General features: G+C 60.7%; 14 protein-coding genes and 2 pseudogenes. 9 read left to right on the forward strand and 7 right to left on the reverse strand.

Annotated features, from left to right (window positions below; all coding sequences use genetic code 11):
- From EN939_RS04085 to EN939_RS04095, 3 genes are all read right to left on the reverse strand, one after another.
- The coding region (locus EN939_RS04085; RefSeq protein WP_127267031.1) for an FAD-dependent oxidoreductase at window positions 1–532 on the reverse strand (532 nt) is incomplete at its 3' end.
- Window positions 529–1,503 carry a quinolinate synthase NadA gene (gene nadA / locus EN939_RS04090; RefSeq protein ID WP_095486074.1) on the reverse strand — a complete coding sequence of 325 codons (975 nt, stop codon included), beginning with the start codon at window positions 1,501–1,503 and terminating at the stop codon, window positions 529–531. The genes nadA and EN939_RS04085, both read right to left, overlap by 4 nt.
- Window positions 1,504–1,565: 62 nt before the next feature.
- Window positions 1,566–2,528, reverse strand: coding sequence for an NUDIX hydrolase (locus EN939_RS04095; RefSeq protein WP_024505567.1), 963 nt, complete (start codon window positions 2,526–2,528; stop codon window positions 1,566–1,568).
- A gap of 171 nt (window positions 2,529–2,699) precedes the next feature.
- Here EN939_RS04095 and panB point away from each other — a divergent pair, with 171 nt between their 5' ends.
- The 4 genes from panB to EN939_RS04115 all read left to right on the forward strand — a co-directional run bounded on the left by panB (window position 2,700) and on the right by EN939_RS04115 (window position 5,984).
- Window positions 2,700–3,536 carry a 3-methyl-2-oxobutanoate hydroxymethyltransferase gene (panB, locus tag EN939_RS04100; protein WP_127267032.1) on the forward strand — a complete coding sequence of 279 codons (837 nt, stop codon included), beginning with the start codon at window positions 2,700–2,702 and terminating at the stop codon, window positions 3,534–3,536.
- On the forward strand, window positions 3,533–4,441 hold the full coding sequence (gene panC, locus EN939_RS04105; RefSeq protein WP_024505565.1) for a pantoate--beta-alanine ligase: 909 nt from the start codon (window positions 3,533–3,535) through the stop codon (window positions 4,439–4,441). Before panB ends, panC begins: the two co-directional genes overlap by 4 nt.
- A gap of 98 nt (window positions 4,442–4,539) precedes the next feature.
- Window positions 4,540–5,259 carry a LuxR family transcriptional regulator gene (locus EN939_RS04110; protein ID WP_126057768.1) on the forward strand — a complete coding sequence of 240 codons (720 nt, stop codon included), beginning with the start codon at window positions 4,540–4,542 and terminating at the stop codon, window positions 5,257–5,259.
- 92 nt (window positions 5,260–5,351) lie between these two features.
- Window positions 5,352–5,984 carry an acyl-homoserine-lactone synthase gene (locus EN939_RS04115; protein WP_126057769.1) on the forward strand — a complete coding sequence of 211 codons (633 nt, stop codon included), beginning with the start codon at window positions 5,352–5,354 and terminating at the stop codon, window positions 5,982–5,984.
- A gap of 365 nt (window positions 5,985–6,349) precedes the next feature.
- Here the strand turns inward: EN939_RS04115 and EN939_RS38890 are convergent, their stop codons facing one another.
- Complete coding sequence (locus EN939_RS38890) at window positions 6,350–6,598, reverse strand: DUF6074 family protein (RefSeq protein WP_063169245.1); 249 nt, start codon at window positions 6,596–6,598, stop codon at window positions 6,350–6,352.
- Window positions 6,599–7,197: 599 nt separating this feature from the next.
- Between EN939_RS38890 and EN939_RS04125 the strand changes: the two genes are divergently transcribed.
- The 3 genes from EN939_RS04125 to EN939_RS38505 all read left to right on the forward strand — a co-directional run bounded on the left by EN939_RS04125 (window position 7,198) and on the right by EN939_RS38505 (window position 8,208).
- Complete coding sequence (locus EN939_RS04125) at window positions 7,198–7,662, forward strand: hypothetical protein (protein ID WP_236383474.1); 465 nt, start codon at window positions 7,198–7,200, stop codon at window positions 7,660–7,662.
- Entirely contained in the window at window positions 7,655–7,789 is a 135-nt protein-coding gene (locus tag EN939_RS39680; protein ID WP_256754986.1) for a hypothetical protein, read from the forward strand. The genes EN939_RS04125 and EN939_RS39680 overlap by 8 nt, the downstream gene beginning before the upstream one ends.
- A 257-nt stretch (window positions 7,790–8,046) precedes the next feature.
- Window positions 8,047–8,208: a hypothetical protein gene (locus tag EN939_RS38505; RefSeq protein WP_245456760.1), complete on the forward strand. Its 162-nt coding sequence runs from the start codon at window positions 8,047–8,049 to the stop codon at window positions 8,206–8,208.
- Between the two features lie 189 nt (window positions 8,209–8,397).
- On the opposite strand, the gene EN939_RS04135 is transcribed toward EN939_RS38505, so the two are convergent.
- On the reverse strand, window positions 8,398–8,787 hold the full coding sequence (locus tag EN939_RS04135) for a hypothetical protein (protein ID WP_024505560.1): 390 nt from the start codon (window positions 8,785–8,787) through the stop codon (window positions 8,398–8,400).
- Window positions 8,788–9,492: 705 nt separating this feature from the next.
- On the opposite strand from EN939_RS04135, the pseudogene EN939_RS04140 reads away from it, so the two are divergent.
- Together EN939_RS04140 and EN939_RS04145 are read left to right on the forward strand one after the other, a co-directional pair.
- A pseudogene (locus EN939_RS04140) lies at window positions 9,493–10,482 on the forward strand (cation:dicarboxylate symporter family transporter); the annotation flags it as partial.
- 1,415 nt (window positions 10,483–11,897) lie between these two features.
- Entirely contained in the window at window positions 11,898–12,899 is a 1,002-nt protein-coding gene (locus EN939_RS04145; RefSeq protein WP_127267033.1) for an ArdC family protein, read from the forward strand.
- A 157-nt stretch (window positions 12,900–13,056) separates the two neighbouring features.
- Here EN939_RS04145 and groL read toward each other — a convergent pair whose 3' ends face one another.
- A complete protein-coding gene (groL, locus tag EN939_RS04150; protein ID WP_127267034.1) occupies window positions 13,057–14,715 on the reverse strand; it encodes a chaperonin GroEL in 1,659 nt (552 codons plus the stop codon).
- A 67-nt stretch (window positions 14,716–14,782) separates the two neighbouring features.
- Window positions 14,783–14,941: pseudogene (locus EN939_RS04155) on the reverse strand (co-chaperone GroES); the annotation flags it as partial.

Below are 14,941 nucleotides of genomic sequence, written 5' to 3' on the forward strand. Positions count from 1 at the left end.
GTCCTGCTGCGACCACGGCGATGACCGACCCGTCCTGCACGACCAGCCGGCGGACCTCCACATTTTCGATAATGGTGATCGAGGCTGTACGCCGAACCGCGGCGACGAGCGCGCGCACCAACTCGCGACCGGTGGCGTCGCCGGCTGCATGCACAATCCGCCGTCGCGAGTGTGCCGCCTCGAGCCCAAGTCGCAACGCGCGGTCAGGGTGCTGGTCGAAGTCGACGCCGAACCTTTGGATCGTCCTAATCGCTTCGGGTGCAGCTCGTACCACTCGCCGCACCGTGGCCTCATCGCAGAGTCCGTCGCCGGCAGCTATCGTGTCGCAAAGGTGAAAATCTGGGCCGTCGTCGCCCCCGAGACTTGCCGCAAGACCGCCCTGGGCAAGTTCACTGCAGGCTCCGGTTCCAAGCGGCGCGTTGGTCAAAAGCACGACCGGTTCCGGCGCCAGATGAAGCGCCGTCATCAGGCCGGCAATGCCGCCGCCGATGACGACCGGCGCCCCGGCGATGTCGCGAACCTCCAGACTCATAGGGAAAGCATGCGCTCGACCGCGCGGCGGGCGGGGCCGGCAATTTCGGGATCAATCCGGACCTCATGCCGGTTCTGCTCGAGTGCGGCGCGAATGTTGGCCAGGTTGATGCGTTTCATGTGCGGGCACAGATTGCATGGGCGAACGAACTCGACGTCGGGATGCGCGACCGCGACGTTGTCGCTCATCGAACATTCGGTCAGAAGGACGACACGCGTCGGTTTCTCACGCTCGACATAATCCGACATCGCCGCGGTCGAGCCGGAGAACTCCGCCTCCGCGACAACGTCTGGTGGGCATTCTGGATGGGCCAGCACGATGACGCCTGGATGGGCATCGCGCAGTTCCCGGATGTCTGCTGCGGTGAAGCGCTCATGCACCTCGCAATGGCCTTTCCAGGCGATGATCTCGACGTCTGTATCGGCTGCCACGTTCCTCGCCAGATATTCGTCCGGGAGCATCAGCACACGCGCCACGCCAAGCGATTCCACCACCGCCTTGGCGTTGCCGGACGTGCAGCAGATGTCGGACTCCGCTTTTACGGCGGCGGAAGTGTTGACGTAAGTAACAACGGGGACCCCCGGATACCGCAGCCGCATTAGCCGCACGTCGTTTGCCGTGATCGATTCGGCCAGCGAGCAGCCGGCGCGGAGATCCGGGATGAGCACGGTCTTGTTCGGATTGAGCAGTTTTGCCGTCTCGGCCATGAAATGAACGCCGGCAACCACGATGATGTCGGCGTCGACCGTCACCGCCTTGTGGGCCAACGCCAGGCTGTCGCCGACGATGTCTGCCACGCAATGAAAAATTTCGGGCGTCTGGTAATTGTGCGCCAGCACCACCGCATTGCGCTCACGCTTCAGCGCTAAGATGGCTTCAATATCGCCGGCGAACGCGGGCCATTCAACGGGTGGGATCACCCGCCGGACACGCTCATACAGGGACGCAGCCATAGGTAACGCCCCAGTCATTGGCGCCTCGATTATATTCGGTTTGACAATAAGGGAATATATCTACCTTGACTATAAGTATGTCAAGCCCGCGCCAGCGGTAATTTTGTCCCGGCGATAGCCCTGTCGTCGAGGACGGCATGCCGGAAGCGATAAAGCTTCGCCGGTCGGCCGCCCGTGTCGAGGGAGGTCTCCCCGGTCTCCTCAACAAGTTCCTGCTGCTCGACCAATCTCCGGAAGTTCGGCTTGTTGATCAGCCTGCCAGCCAAAGCTTCCACGGTTCGCTGCAGTTGCAGCAGCGTGAAGGAAGGCCGCATAAGCTCGAACACGACCGGCCGGTATTTGATCTTCGAACGCAGCCGCGCGATCCCGGTTGCCAGAATACGACGGTGGTCAGCGACCATTGGTTTGCCAGCCGCGGCCGCAATCGCGTCCCTGCCGCCACCGGCCTCCTCAATCAGAGCAGCTTCATAGAGCAACTCGTAGCGTTGGAGCGTGAGTTCCTCGTTCCAATGGCGGTCGTCGAAGCCGAAGGCTATCGCAGCGCGCTGCCGGCGCTCGCGTTGAGTGGTCGGCTCGCTGGCGCCGCCGGCCCACTCAATCAGGCGGGGCCGCAATCTATCGAGCAGCACAGGCGGCGTGCCGAAGCGGTGGTCCTCCCAGGGAAAATATTCGTACCAACTTTGCCAGCCGCACGCGGCCGAGTTCGTTGCCTGTTCCTTCCTGGTCAATGCGAGATAGCTGATTGAGATGACGCGCTGGTGGCGCTCAGTGCCGATGCGATCGCGATCGGCGAAGGTGTAGAGTTGCTCGATGTATCCAAGTGCATGGCCGGTCTGCTGCTCCACCCACCCCCTCAAACCCGACTGCAGTGATCGATGCTCAAGGGCAAAAGGTCCGGAAGGGAGGGTGTCCGCATGACCGACTGTGAGGACACAGGGCTCACTGTCGTTTACGGCGACCACGACGGCAGTCAGGTCCACTTTGGCTTCGTCAGCTTTGACGGCGGCTTTGCCTTTCTTGGTTCTTCTTGTCTGAGGATCCATGTTTGCGAAAGCGGGTTGGCCCAACGGAGCGCCTTAATCGATTGAATGTAACCTTGGCAGCCAGCACGTCAACACCGGAGTACTCAAGCGCTGTTTTTAGCTCTTCGCAGTCGCACAAAAATATGCCAAACGCGACACCCGCTGTTGGTAACGTAAGGGAAGGGGCCTCGGTTGAGCGCGGCTGGTCAGATAAAAGGGATGACTCCTCCAGATATTCGATCGCGAAAAGGCCAGACGCCACTTGTATGCTTGACGGCCTACACCACGCCGGTCGCGAGGCTGCTCGATCGCCACTGCGACATCGTTCTTGTCGGCGACAGCGTCGGCATGGTGCTGCACGGCCTGTCGTCGACGCTGGGGGTCACGCTCGACATGATGATCATGCACGGACAGGCCGTTCGCCGCGGCCTTGAACACGCGCTGATGGTCGTCGACCTGCCCTTCGGTTCCTATGAGGAAAGCCCAGAGCACGCTTTCGGCAACGCTGCGCGCGTGATGGGTGAGACCGGTTGTTCAGCGGTAAAGATCGAGGGCGGCGAGACCATCTCGGAAACCATCCGCTTCCTTACCGCGCGCGGCGTACCTGTCATGGCCCATGTGGGCCTGACGCCGCAGGCGGTAAACACGTTTGGAGGCTATCGTGTGCAGGGCCGGGGAGCCGATGCAGAGCGGATCAGGCGCGACGCCAGGGCGGTAACCGAAGCGGGCGCCTTCTCCTTGGTGCTGGAAAAGATACCGGAGCAGCTTGCACGGCAGATAACCGCCGATATCGACATACCCACAGTCGGCATCGGTGCCTCGCCAGCTTGCGACGGCCAGATTCTGGTGAGCCACGATATGCTCGGGCTCTTCACCTCATTTCGGCCGAAGTTCGTCAAACGCTATGCCGAGCTCGGTGAGCAGGCTGAGGCGGCAATCGCCGCTTACGCCACCGATGTGCGGAACCGGCACTTTCCGGCGGTCGAACATCTCTATGTCAACGCCTTTAAGGCCGGTGACTTCACATGAGCGTGCCGATCGCTCGAACCGTGAGCGAGCTGCGCGGCGTCGTTGCGCAATGGCGTCGCTCGGGTGCCACGATCGGTATTGTGCCGACCATGGGAGCCTTGCACGACGGGCATCTGAGCCTCGTGCGGAAGGCGCTCGAAAGGGCCGAGCGGGTGATCGTGACGCTGTTCGTAAACCCCAAGCAGTTCAACAGCCCCGCCGACCTGATTGCCTACCCTCGGACGGAAAGCGACGATGCTGCCAAGCTCGCTCTGCTGGGCACGCATCTGCTCTATGTGCCGGACACAGAGGAAATGTACCAGGTGGGCTTCGCCACGGCCGTTTCAGTGTCCGGCATCAGCGAATGCCTTTGCGGCGCATTCCGGCCCGGCCATTTCAATGGCGTGGCGACGGTCGTGGCCAAGCTCTTCCTGCAGGCCGGCGCTGACTTCGCCTTTTTTGGCGAAAAGGATTTTCAGCAACTTCAGCTTGTCAGGCGCTTGGTCCGGGATCTCGACATTCCGATCACTATTGTGCCCTGTCCGACAGTCCGCGAAGCCGATGGTCTTGCGCTATCGTCGCGTAACGTGCGGCTCTCCCCAGCCCAACGCGCCATTGCCCCAAAACTAGCATCGGTCCTGCTCGATACGGCCGAGCGGCTTGCACGCGGCTCCCCCATCCTGCCTACGCTTGATGAAGCGCGTGCAGCAATTCTGGCTGCCGGCTATCGCGAGCTCGAATACCTGGAGCTTCGCGGAGAAACAGACCTGCAATCGTTAGCAAGCCTTGACCGACCGGCACGCTTGCTTGCTGCGGCTTGGCTTGGCGACACGCGGCTCATCGATAACGTCGCAATATCACCCATCGGTAGTTGGTCAGGTGGGCGGAGCTCTCTCCAATCGGAAGCAGCACAGCAATTGCGGTGATGACGGCGGCGCGTCGTATGCCCTGCAGGGACAGGCCATCATTTAGAACCACGTCTCCGTCGGCTTCCAGCAACCTCCGCGAGGTACGCTAAGCGCAGATGCATCGCGTATTTGAAACCTTGGTCGAGCAACTCTCTGCAAGCGTCGATGCCGTCGATCTCCATGAGGCAATGGCGTCCGCCGCAGCCGGGTTCGACTTTCCGCTCTTCGCTTATTTCACCTACCCATCCGCTTCCGGCGACAGGCCGCGATTGATCTCGAATTATCCATCATCATGGACATCACATTACCTGCAACAGCGCTACCACAGCGTGGATCCCGTGATCCTGCGGGGACTGCGGGGCTGGGATACCTTCGACTGGGGTGTGGACCGCGATCACCGTTATTTGCCGACCTCTCAGCAGGAAGTCCTGGAAAAAGCAGCTGAGTTCGGCATTCGCGGCGGACTGACCATGTCGATGCATGATCATCGCGGCCGGTTCGCCGCACTGACCTTCGCCTCCAACGAGGCGCATCCGCCATTTCTGAGGTCGCTGACGCGCTACGAAAAAGCAATGCAACTGGTTGCGATCAACGTTCATATCCATGCCCGGCGCAGGCTCGCCGAAGATTGCGTGGTAGATGGCATAACGCTCACCCGGCGGGAGTTCGAGTGCCTGAAATGGGCGGCGTGCGGCAAGTCGGCCTGGGATATCAGCCAGATTCTCGGTGTCTCGAAACGCACCGTGACCTTCCATCAGGAAAACGCCAAGGCGAAGCTTGGCGTGCGAACCATCAACCAGGCCGTAGTGCGGATGGCTGCTCGGGCGAGATCCTGATCCTCTCCAAGTCTAGCTGTAAAGGTCTACAGGCTGCATTCATGACGGCTTTGCCCTTCGATTGCGTGGACACATCCCGCACGGAGACGACAATGATGCAGCTGATAACACCCGACTGCTACGCCGAGTTTGCGAGCGAACTCAAGGAAATGCACGGACTTAGGTATCGGGTTTTCAAGAAGCGGCTCGATTGGGAAGTGCAGACCGAAGGCGAAATGGAAACGGACCCGTTTGACAGCCTGAACCCCGTCTACCTGCTTCTTAAGGGGTCCGATTGGCGAACTTGCGGCTGCGTCCGCCTTTTGCCGACCACCGGACCGACAATGTTGCGCGATACGTTTCCGACGCTGCTGGATGAGATGGTGGTCCCTGCGAGTGCCGATATCTGGGAGAGTAGTCGTTTCGCGCTCGATCTCCCTGCGACAGCGCCGAAGGCAGCTGGCGGCCTGGCCCAAGCAACCTACGAGCTCTTCGCGGGGATCATCGAATTCGGCTTGGCCAACAATCTCTCCGGGATCGTAACGGTGACAGATACGCGCATCGAAAGGATCCTTCGTCTCGCGACCTGGCCGTTGTCACGTATCGGACAGCCCAAGCAGGTCGGCAACACCGAGGCAGTCGCCGGCTTCCTCGATATTTCCTACGCCAGTCTCTTGCGCATCCGCTGGAGGGGACGCCTCAACGGGCCGGTGTTGTGGCAACCAGTTCTCATCCAATCGGCATAGCGCCTGCGGATGCTCAGCCGTGACTTGAGTTAAGTCTGCTCACGGCCGCCACCGCCGCCGTGAGGGTGAGCGGACCCGCCCCCACGAGCTTTCGACTGTTCCGGTCGATTGGCTCGCGCGGCCGGACTTTGGATTTCCGTAGGCGCAACCCGCAGTCCAGCGTGAGCACGCCAAAATGGCGCCCCTCGGCTTCGTCCAAAGAAGCCAACGTGGCTTCTGAAGTCGTCTTAGAATATTGGACCGGCCGCCGTGAGCGATCGCAACCTCAAAGCTTTGCCGGTATGCCGGTTTGGCCGGACCGTCGGCCAGTCGGAGCAGTCCCCTGATAAGGACCCGAGCTGACCGCGGTCCAACAGCGCCCGAGCCTATGCTTTGTGCATTACCGTTCGGTTGGCCATGTCGTCCAAGACCGCATGAAGAAGGCTTCCAACCTCCTGCGCAGCGAGCTCTGGCGCAATTCCTACATCGGACAATTGAATGAGCATTTTCTTGGCAGCACAGCGCCAGAACGCACTCGCCGCCTCGCCGTTCTTGGTCTCGAGGGCCTGGGCGATACTTTCGACCAATATACGTCGCCGATGCAGCGGAAATACGCAAATGTTTGATTCATGCATCAATCACCTCACAGATTCAGTTCCACAAAGAAAAACACCGGCGTCTTCAAAAGAGCCCCGCTAGCGCGGTGACGGTTCGCGGCGACATGACGAGTTCCACTTCCCCATCGACAAGCCATTGGGAGATGAGCCGCCGGACCGCATATCCGGGACCGCACATAAGGTGAACCACCATTGCTCATCCGGCTGCATTTTCCTGGGCCGTTCGACGAGGCGTTCCAGCCGAATTGACGTCCAATGACTTGATCTCTGAAAGGGCAGGGCGGTACGAATCACCCGATTGTTCCGCTGCTTACATTCCTGCGAGCTTGTGTATGAACGATTAAAGCGTGCCCGAGCCGTTCTTGGTGGCCGCCGCAGAAGGGAATCATGTCATCCGCTGCCTATCGTAGGCGGCGCGACTTCTAGCATGACTGCACTGCCCCGACAGGGCTTTGCAATCGCGCGTTTCGAGGCCTATGCTTTGGCATCGGCCGGCATTTACTTCGGTGCAGCCGACAGTAAGACGTACGCGCTCTTGCCCCGTTGGAAGAGAGCCTTGCCCGATCCCTCTTTCGCGACCAGGTGCTGAAGCCCTCACCCCGCAGGACTTCGCGCTTTTGCGACCATCGCTGCATCACGTCGAACCGGGCATCAAGGACCAGTTGGAGGTCGCGCATCAGCCGATCAAGAACGTATATTTTCCCGAGAGGGGCATCGCGTCGGTGGTCGCCACCATGACCGGCGGGCGGCAAGGTGAAGTCGGCATTGTCGGCGATGACGGGATGAAAGGAATTGCCGTCATTCTGAAAGCACTACCTGGCGCCTGCCGGTTGAAAACCTTCGCCCTGCGATTAGCCCGTCGCTTCGCACCTCAGTGCTGGATTATGCCCACGCGTTCCTCGTCCAATCATGCCGGACGGCACTGGTCAATGGCCACTCCAAGATCGAAGAACGGCTGGCCCGCTGGCAGCTTGATGGTCCACGACCGTGCGGAAGGAGATAAGATCCTCCCGACGCATGAATTTCTGGCGACCATGCTCGCGCCCACCGCCCGGGGTCACCACGGCCCTGCAAATGCTTGAGTATCGAGGACTGGTGCACGCCAAGCGCGGCGAGATCACGATCATCGACCGTGCCGGATTGATAAAGCTCACACATGGCGCTTATGACAAGGAGGAGCAGCGTTATTTCGGCCTGGCCGCTGCCTGAAGCATGTCGGTTGAAACGGGTTCAGCCGACGTCTCCTTGCCCCTCACCAGGTCGCCCAAAAGCATCAGCGGTTTTGAACGAATCGCAGCGATTGTCCGCAATCGGACATAGGCTTGAAGGCGGTCGAATTCGTGCCATAAGTCGGGTTGGTCAGGGTTCAGGGAGGAATTCGTCATGACCAATTCGTTTCACACTGTCACCGTCGAAAAAGCCGCAGAAGCCTATGTCCTTTCCAGGGGAAGGGTCCGCTTCTCTCCATGGCGCAGGCGATCCGCGCCATCCGAACACTAATGCCGGCATGCAAGGCCACCGACCGCGAGTTGGAGGAACTGTTGGCGGCCGCTTCCTTCGTTCATGGCGTGCCCGTCGCCTTCGACACAAAAACAGCCGATCGTGTAGAACCACGGCTGCATTCCTAAGAGGGCATGCCGCGCCATGCAGACTGTCAGAGGGCATTCGTCAGATCGTAGTCCGCTAACTTAACTGCAGAGTCTATAGGACGTGTTCCAGCATTGCGAACTCACCGATCGCTTTGTTGCCAAAGCTGCCAGCAAGCGATCGCCTCATCCAGCCGTTTGCACCATCTCATCACAGACATCATCGCGATGCTACCTGTCCAGCATATGTCCAGCATTTCGCAAGGCGGCCAGAAGGAGCCTCGCATAGCCTGTGACATCGATCTGGGCCTGCATCGAAAGGGGCATGCTGGTCCAGTTCTCCAACGGTGCAATGAAAGGTGAGAAGGTGCCATTGACAAGGCAACAACAGCTAACAAGGCCCTCTCGGTCCAATGCCACCACACCGATCTTGTCGCCTGGATATCCAATGGCTGCGACTCGCTGGACCTCCAGGTCACCGTCCACCCGCACGTCAAAAAGAAGGCTACCACGGCTCCTCGTGGCTATCTCAGCCGCCTTCTCATCAAAGCTTGAAGAGAGCAAGCGGACGCTTTCCACCGCCATCTGGAAAATCACCAAATCCAGTTCATTCACGGCCATATGGGCATTTCCGCGCAACGGGTGGTGATTGCAATGACACATACTGCTTGTTCACAGATGTCGGTCACGAACGATCATTCGTCGGGTTCCGGTTCCGACCAACGGTGTCGCCACCTGATCGTGCTGCGGTTCGAACCTTCCGAACGCGAGCCGAGCGCGCTATGAGGTTGGAGTCTAGGTCTCGGACCCTGCCTCGCGGCCTTCTCATCTTTGGCAGACCCGTTGCAACGCCGCCGCGATGGCGCAAACGCCAGATGACGCTGATCCATCGCTTGATCGTGAACTGAGCTTCTGAACACCATTGGGACAGCAGGGTGGAAGGGCTTGACCAACGCTGCCCCCGTTTTCCAAGAGGACCCGTCCTCGATTGAATCTTTCGAGCCCCGTGCGGCGCGCAGCCAAATGATGACCATCTGGACCCTGCTCGCAGACCGCAAGGCAAAGAGGGAACCTTCCAGGCAGCCAAGCTGCGCCGACGCAAAGAGCGACCTTTGGAATTCCCAAGAATTTAGCCTTCCATAGTTGCGACAGGCAACCACTGCACGAGTGTGGGAGAGCGAATCGCAAGCATTGCGTGAGGTCCTGCGCGTTTTCCCCTCTTTGCTATTTGGCACATCGTTTGCGCCGAAGTGGGCGCAGCGTTCGACCGGAGCACTGCATGGGAGAGGGAGGAGCCCCACCCCGATCCGGTCAAGGAGAGAGACGGTGTTGGTTCCAAGAGTTCCCCGCGCGATCGCAGCGCCCCGCAAGCGCCATTTTGCCCGGACCTACGTGCAGGTACTTGCCGCCATAATCCTGGGTGCCGCAATCGGCTATTTCCATTTGGAGACCGGCCACAGCCTGAAGCCGCTCGGCGATGCCTTCGTCGAGGTCGTCAAGATAATCACCGTACCTGTCATCTTCCTGACAATAGCGACCGGCATTGCCGGCATGAGCGATCTGCAGAAGGTCGGCCGAGTTGCCGCCAAGGCGATGGTCTATTTTCTCACCTTCTCGACGCTCGCTTTTGTTGTCGGGCTGATTGTCACGAATATCGTTCAGCCTGGCGCCGGCCTCAACATCGATCCGGCCTCGCTCGATGTCGAAGCCGTTAAGGGCTATGTGGCCACGGCTCACGAGCAGTCCGTGACCAGCTTCCTGATGAACATCATCCCGTCAACGATTGCCAGTGCCTTCGCGGAAGGCGACATCCTGCAAGTCTTGTTCCTCTCGGTCCTGTTCCTCTCGGTCCTGTTCGGCGCGGTCTGCCGCTACAACGGCCGCTCGCTCTTCTCTCTCGTCCGATACATCAAGGACGAGCTGCTGCTCGCAATGTCCTCCTCAGAGGCCGCGCTGGCCTCGCTCATGGAGAAGATGGAAAAGGCCGGCGCCACGCATTCGGTCGTGGGTCTCATTCCATTCAATCTGGACGGCACGAATATGATGCTCGCCGCCCTTTTCATCGCCCAAGCGACGAAAACTGATCTCCCGATCGGCTGCCGGATCCTCATGCTGTTTGTCGCATTGTTCCCTTCGAACGGAACAACCCGCATTACCGGTGCAGGCCTCGTCACAATGGCTGCAACGCTCTTTCTTGTTCCGGCCGCACCGGTCACCTCCGTGGGGCTTATTCTTGGCGTTGATCAGCTTATGTCCGAATGCCACGCGCTGACGGTTTTTCTCCGCAGCGTAGCGGCAACGCTGGCTGTCACCCGGTCCGGGGCGAGCGGGATAAACGACGATTCGGGGAGCGCCTCACTAGCGGACCGTTCAGCGCTCTGGCGGTGGACGGTCAAGTCGCCCGGCGTGGTGAACACAATTCCCCGTGCGAACGACGCTCAACTATTGGGGTGGACCCGATGGCGCAAAGCCGTATTTGAGAAACCGCCAGATCGCACCGGCACCTGTGCGCCTGTAGCAACTGCGGGGCACGATCAAAACCGACCCATTTTACACCAAAAAGGCGGGCCGTTGCTGCCACGCCGTCCATGGATTGGAGACTCATGTCTAAGCCGACTGCCATCACTGTCGCAGCTCTTCTTTTACTCCTCGCCTTGCTGGCGAGCCAATATAGCGCGAACCTGCACCGGCAGGCGTGGTCGACCGCAGGCAAAAGTGGAGCGGCGCATTCGACAACGATCTTCTTCGCCAATCGCCGGCAACCCGCAAGGCGATGCCGTTCTGGTCATATTCAATGACTACCACAACTGTCCGCATTGCAGACTGGCTGATATCAACTACCAAAAAGCCTCAAGCATGAACCCAATCTGAAGCTTGTGATCAAACAGTTCCCGGTCCTGGGACCGGATTCCCAATTCCCAGCCTTTGCCGCACTCGCCTCGAGAAAACAGGGAAAGTTCGACGAATTCCACCGCGCCCTTATGATTTCCCCCAGTTGAAGGGTCACTCTCAAGATCGCAGCGCGTGTAGGCCTTGACGTTGAGCAGCTCAAGCGGGAATGCAAGATCCGGCCATCGCAGATGAAATGCGCGCGTCCGCGCACTCGCGAAAGGTCTGCACTTAGACGGTACGCCCGCGTTGGTGGTCGGCGATATAGTGGTCGCCGACCTTGTGGACATGGCCAGCTTGCAACGCTTGCATCGCCGATGCGCGCTCAAAGCGTGCTGGCTCTCGTGCGGGGCAGCATCTGTAGACCGGCCACGCTGTTGTTGCCGGAGCGTGCCGTTTGTGGCAGCTGGCTTTGCTGTCGCTCCTCGTAATCTTGTTGCGGTCATCCAGCTGCCGTGGGCGCCAACAACAATCCTGAGCGCCCGCGCCTGAAGTCGCTGGCCGGGTGCTCGTGAACCGAGCCCGCTTTTCTTCGGCAAGCTCAGGCGGTCTTGGCCCTGCGGCATCGCCCCCTGGCGCGGGGCAGCCTTCGGCTGCTGACGGTCGCCGGCCTGTCGGCCGGCGTCTTTCTATTGTGGCCTTCCCCCTGGCGCAGGGTGGGCAGCACTCCCTTCTAGGCCCGCCGCGGCGTCCCGCAACCCTTCGCTTGTCGCTTTCGGGTCCTCCACTCCGTTCCGGTCCTGCTGATGCAGTCCGCCTCCGACGGCGGGCCTTTCCGGTCGCTTTTGCCGCCCACCCCGCTTCCGGGGAGGGCGCGCGATTGTAGAGCGGAGGACATCACGATGCGTGCAAACAACAAACGTTGCGGCAGCCGACAGGCTGGCGCAGACAGTGGCGGGCGCACCGGCGCCAGCCTTTATCAGGAAATCACCGACCGCATCATTGCCGAACTGGAGCGCGGCACCGTGCCATGGGTCAAGCCGTGGGGCAGGGCAAGGACAGGCCTCGGCCTGCCGCGGAATGCGGCCACCCAGCGCCGATATTCCGGCATCAATATCCTGATCCTGTGGGGCGCGGTCATCGAGCGCGGTTTCCCCAGCCAGAACTGGCTCACCTTCCGGCAGGCGCTTTCGCTTGGCGGCAATGTCAGAAAGGGCGAGCACGGCACCACCATCGTTCACGCTGACCGCTTTGTTCCCAAGAACGAAAAGCAACGCGCCGACACCGATGGCGACGAACCGCAGGCGGTGCCCTTCCTGAAGCGCTTCACCGTCTTCAATGTCGCGCAGTGCGATAATCTGCCCGAACATCTTTACGACGCCGGCGAGCCTCTGCCTGAGCGCGAGATGGTCCCGCACGCCGAGGCGCTCATTCATGCAACCGGCGCTGATTTTCGCATCGGCGGCGAGCGCGCCTTCTACATGCCCGGCAGCGACACCATACAGGTGCCGCCGCAGCGGGCTTTCTTCCACCAGATCGACTATTACCGGACCTGCTTTCACGAGCTTGGCCACTGGACCGGCCACCCGAGGCGACTCGCGCGCGACCTATCCGGCTCCTTCGGGTCCAACACCTATGCGCGCGAGGAACTCGTCGCCGAAATCGCATCAGCCTTCATCTGCAGCAGTCTCGGCATCGAGCCGACCGTGCGCCATGCGGACTACATCGGCTCATGGCTGACGGTTTTGCGCGAGGACAACCGCGCCATCTTCCGCGCCGCAAGCCATGCCTCGAAAGCCGCCGATTTCCTGCTTGGCCGCAATGTCGATGTCGAAGGTGAGGCACATGCCAAAACCGCCTATGGGACCGCGCAATCCTCACACGCGACCGCCTTGCGCCTCTGATGACGCAAAGCCGCGCGCAACCAACTCGACAGTTCTTTTGAGGTTGCCCTAACGCCGATGGCCGGCGTTGGCGTCGATCGTTCATCGGACCGAGGTTCGCAAAAAAAGAGGGCGGCATTGATGCCGCCCTCTCGTTGCGAAAGCTGCCAGAGCTGGATTAGAAATCCATACCGCCCATGCCGCCCATGCCGCCGCCACCCATGCCGCCAGGCATGCCGCCGCCGCCAGCCGACTCCTTCTTCGGAGCCTCCGCGATCATGGCTTCAGTGGTGACCAGCAGGCCGGCGACCGAGGCCGCGTCCTGGAGAGCCGTACGGACAACCTTGACCGGATCGACGATACCCATGGCGATCATGTCGCCATATTCGCCGGTCTGGGCGTTGTAGCCGAAGGTCGCGCCCTTGTTCTCAAGGATCTTGCCGGCAACGATCGATGCTTCCGCACCGGCGTTGGCCGCGATCTGGCGGGCCGGAGCCTGCAGCGCACGACGAACGATGTTGATGCCGGCGGCCTGGTCGGCGTTGACGCCGGTGGCCTTGATGTTGGCCGAAGCGCGCAGCAGGGCTACGCCGCCGCCAGCAACGATGCCTTCTTCGACGGCCGCGCGGGTCGCGTTGAGGGCGTCATCGACGCGGTCCTTCTTTTCCTTGACTTCGATCTCGGTCGCACCGCCGACGCGGATGACGGCAACGCCGCCGGCGAGCTTCGCCAGACGTTCCTGCAGCTTCTCCTTGTCGTAGTCCGAAGTGGTCTCTTCGATCTGCTGCTTGATCTGGGCAACGCGGCCCTGGATCTCGGCCTTCTTGCCGGCGCCGTCGACGATGGTGGTGTTCTCCTTGGAGATCGACACCTTCTTGGCGCGGCCGAGCATGTTGAGGCCGACGTTCTCAAGCTTGATGCCGAGGTCTTCCGAGATGACCTGGCCACCGGTGAGGATGGCGATGTCTTCCAGCATGGCCTTGCGGCGATCACCGAAGCCCGGCGCCTTGACGGCGGCGATCTTCAGGCCGCCACGTAGCTTGTTGACGACTAGCGTGGCCAGAGCCTCGCCTTCGACGTCTTCCGAGATGATGACCAGCGGCTTCGAGGTCTGCACGACAGCCTCGAGGATCGGCAGCATGGCCTGCAGGTTGGAGAGCTTCTTCTCGTGGAGAAGGATGTAAGCGTCTTCCAGATCCGCAACCATCTTGTCGGCGTTGGTGACGAAGTAGGGCGAGAGGTAGCCGCGGTCGAACTGCATGCCTTCGACGACTTCGAGTTCGGTCTCAGCAGTCTTGGCTTCCTCGACCGTGATGACGCCCTCATTGCCGACCTTCTGCATCGCTTCGGCGATCATCGAGCCGACCGAAGCATCGCCGTTGCCGGCGATGGTGCCGACCTGGGCAACCTCTTCCGAGGTCTTGATCTTCTTGGCGTTCTTGATCAGCGTCGCAACGACGTCGGTTACCGCGAGGTCGATGCCGCGCTTCAGGTCCATCGGGTTCATGCCGGCGGCAACGGCCTTGTGGCCTTCCTGGACGATCGACTGCGCCAGAACGGTCGCGGTCGTGGTGCCGTCGCCGGCGATGTCGTTGGTCTTCGAAGCAACTTCGCGGACCATCTGTGCGCCCATGTTCTCGAACTTGTCTTCAAGCTCGATTTCCTTGGCGACGGTGACGCCGTCCTTGGTGATGCGCGGGGCGCCGAACGACTTGTCGATGACCACGTTGCGGCCCTTGGGGCCGAGCGTGACCTTCACCGCGTCAGCGAGGATGTTGACGCCGCGCAGCATGCGCTCGCGGGCATCGCGGGAGAATTTTACGTCTTTGGCAGCCATTTTTAGCTCCTGGCAGGGGCTTTGATCGAGCCCGGGAATTCAGTTGACGGGGAAAGGCCTGATATGAGCCGATGATGCCCATGATGTCGGATTCCTTCATGATCAGAAGGTCTTCGCCATTGAGCTTGACTTCGGTGCCCGACCACTTGCCGAACAGGATGCGGTCGCCGGCCTTGACGTCCAGCGGGACCAGCTTGCCAGCTTCGTCACGAGCGCCGGAGCCGAC

Origin of the sequence: Mesorhizobium sp. M7A.F.Ca.CA.002.05.1.1 (assembly GCF_003998335.1) — a bacterium.
Lineage (GTDB): Bacteria > Pseudomonadota > Alphaproteobacteria > Rhizobiales > Rhizobiaceae > Mesorhizobium.

Bases quoted from the DNA above. Each gene is read 5' to 3' on its own strand.
- nadA (WP_095486074.1), bottom strand. From the start codon at position 1,503: ATGACTGGGGCGTTACCTATGGCTGCGTCCCTGTATGAGCGTGTCCGG.
- EN939_RS04095 (WP_024505567.1), bottom strand. From the start codon at position 2,528: ATGGATCCTCAGACAAGAAGAACCAAGAAAGGCAAAGCCGCCGTCAAA.
- panC (WP_024505565.1), top strand. From the start codon at position 3,533: ATGAGCGTGCCGATCGCTCGAACCGTGAGCGAGCTGCGCGGCGTCGTT.
- EN939_RS04110 (WP_126057768.1), top strand. From the start codon at position 4,540: ATGCATCGCGTATTTGAAACCTTGGTCGAGCAACTCTCTGCAAGCGTC.
- EN939_RS04115 (WP_126057769.1), top strand. From the start codon at position 5,352: ATGATGCAGCTGATAACACCCGACTGCTACGCCGAGTTTGCGAGCGAA.
- EN939_RS38890 (WP_063169245.1), bottom strand. From the start codon at position 6,598: ATGCATGAATCAAACATTTGCGTATTTCCGCTGCATCGGCGACGTATA.
- EN939_RS39680 (WP_256754986.1), top strand. From the start codon at position 7,655: ATGCTTGAGTATCGAGGACTGGTGCACGCCAAGCGCGGCGAGATCACG.
- EN939_RS38505 (WP_245456760.1), top strand. From the start codon at position 8,047: ATGGCGCAGGCGATCCGCGCCATCCGAACACTAATGCCGGCATGCAAG.
- EN939_RS04135 (WP_024505560.1), bottom strand. From the start codon at position 8,787: ATGGCCGTGAATGAACTGGATTTGGTGATTTTCCAGATGGCGGTGGAA.
- EN939_RS04145 (WP_127267033.1), top strand. From the start codon at position 11,898: ATGCGTGCAAACAACAAACGTTGCGGCAGCCGACAGGCTGGCGCAGAC.
- groL (WP_127267034.1), bottom strand. From the start codon at position 14,715: ATGGCTGCCAAAGACGTAAAATTCTCCCGCGATGCCCGCGAGCGCATG.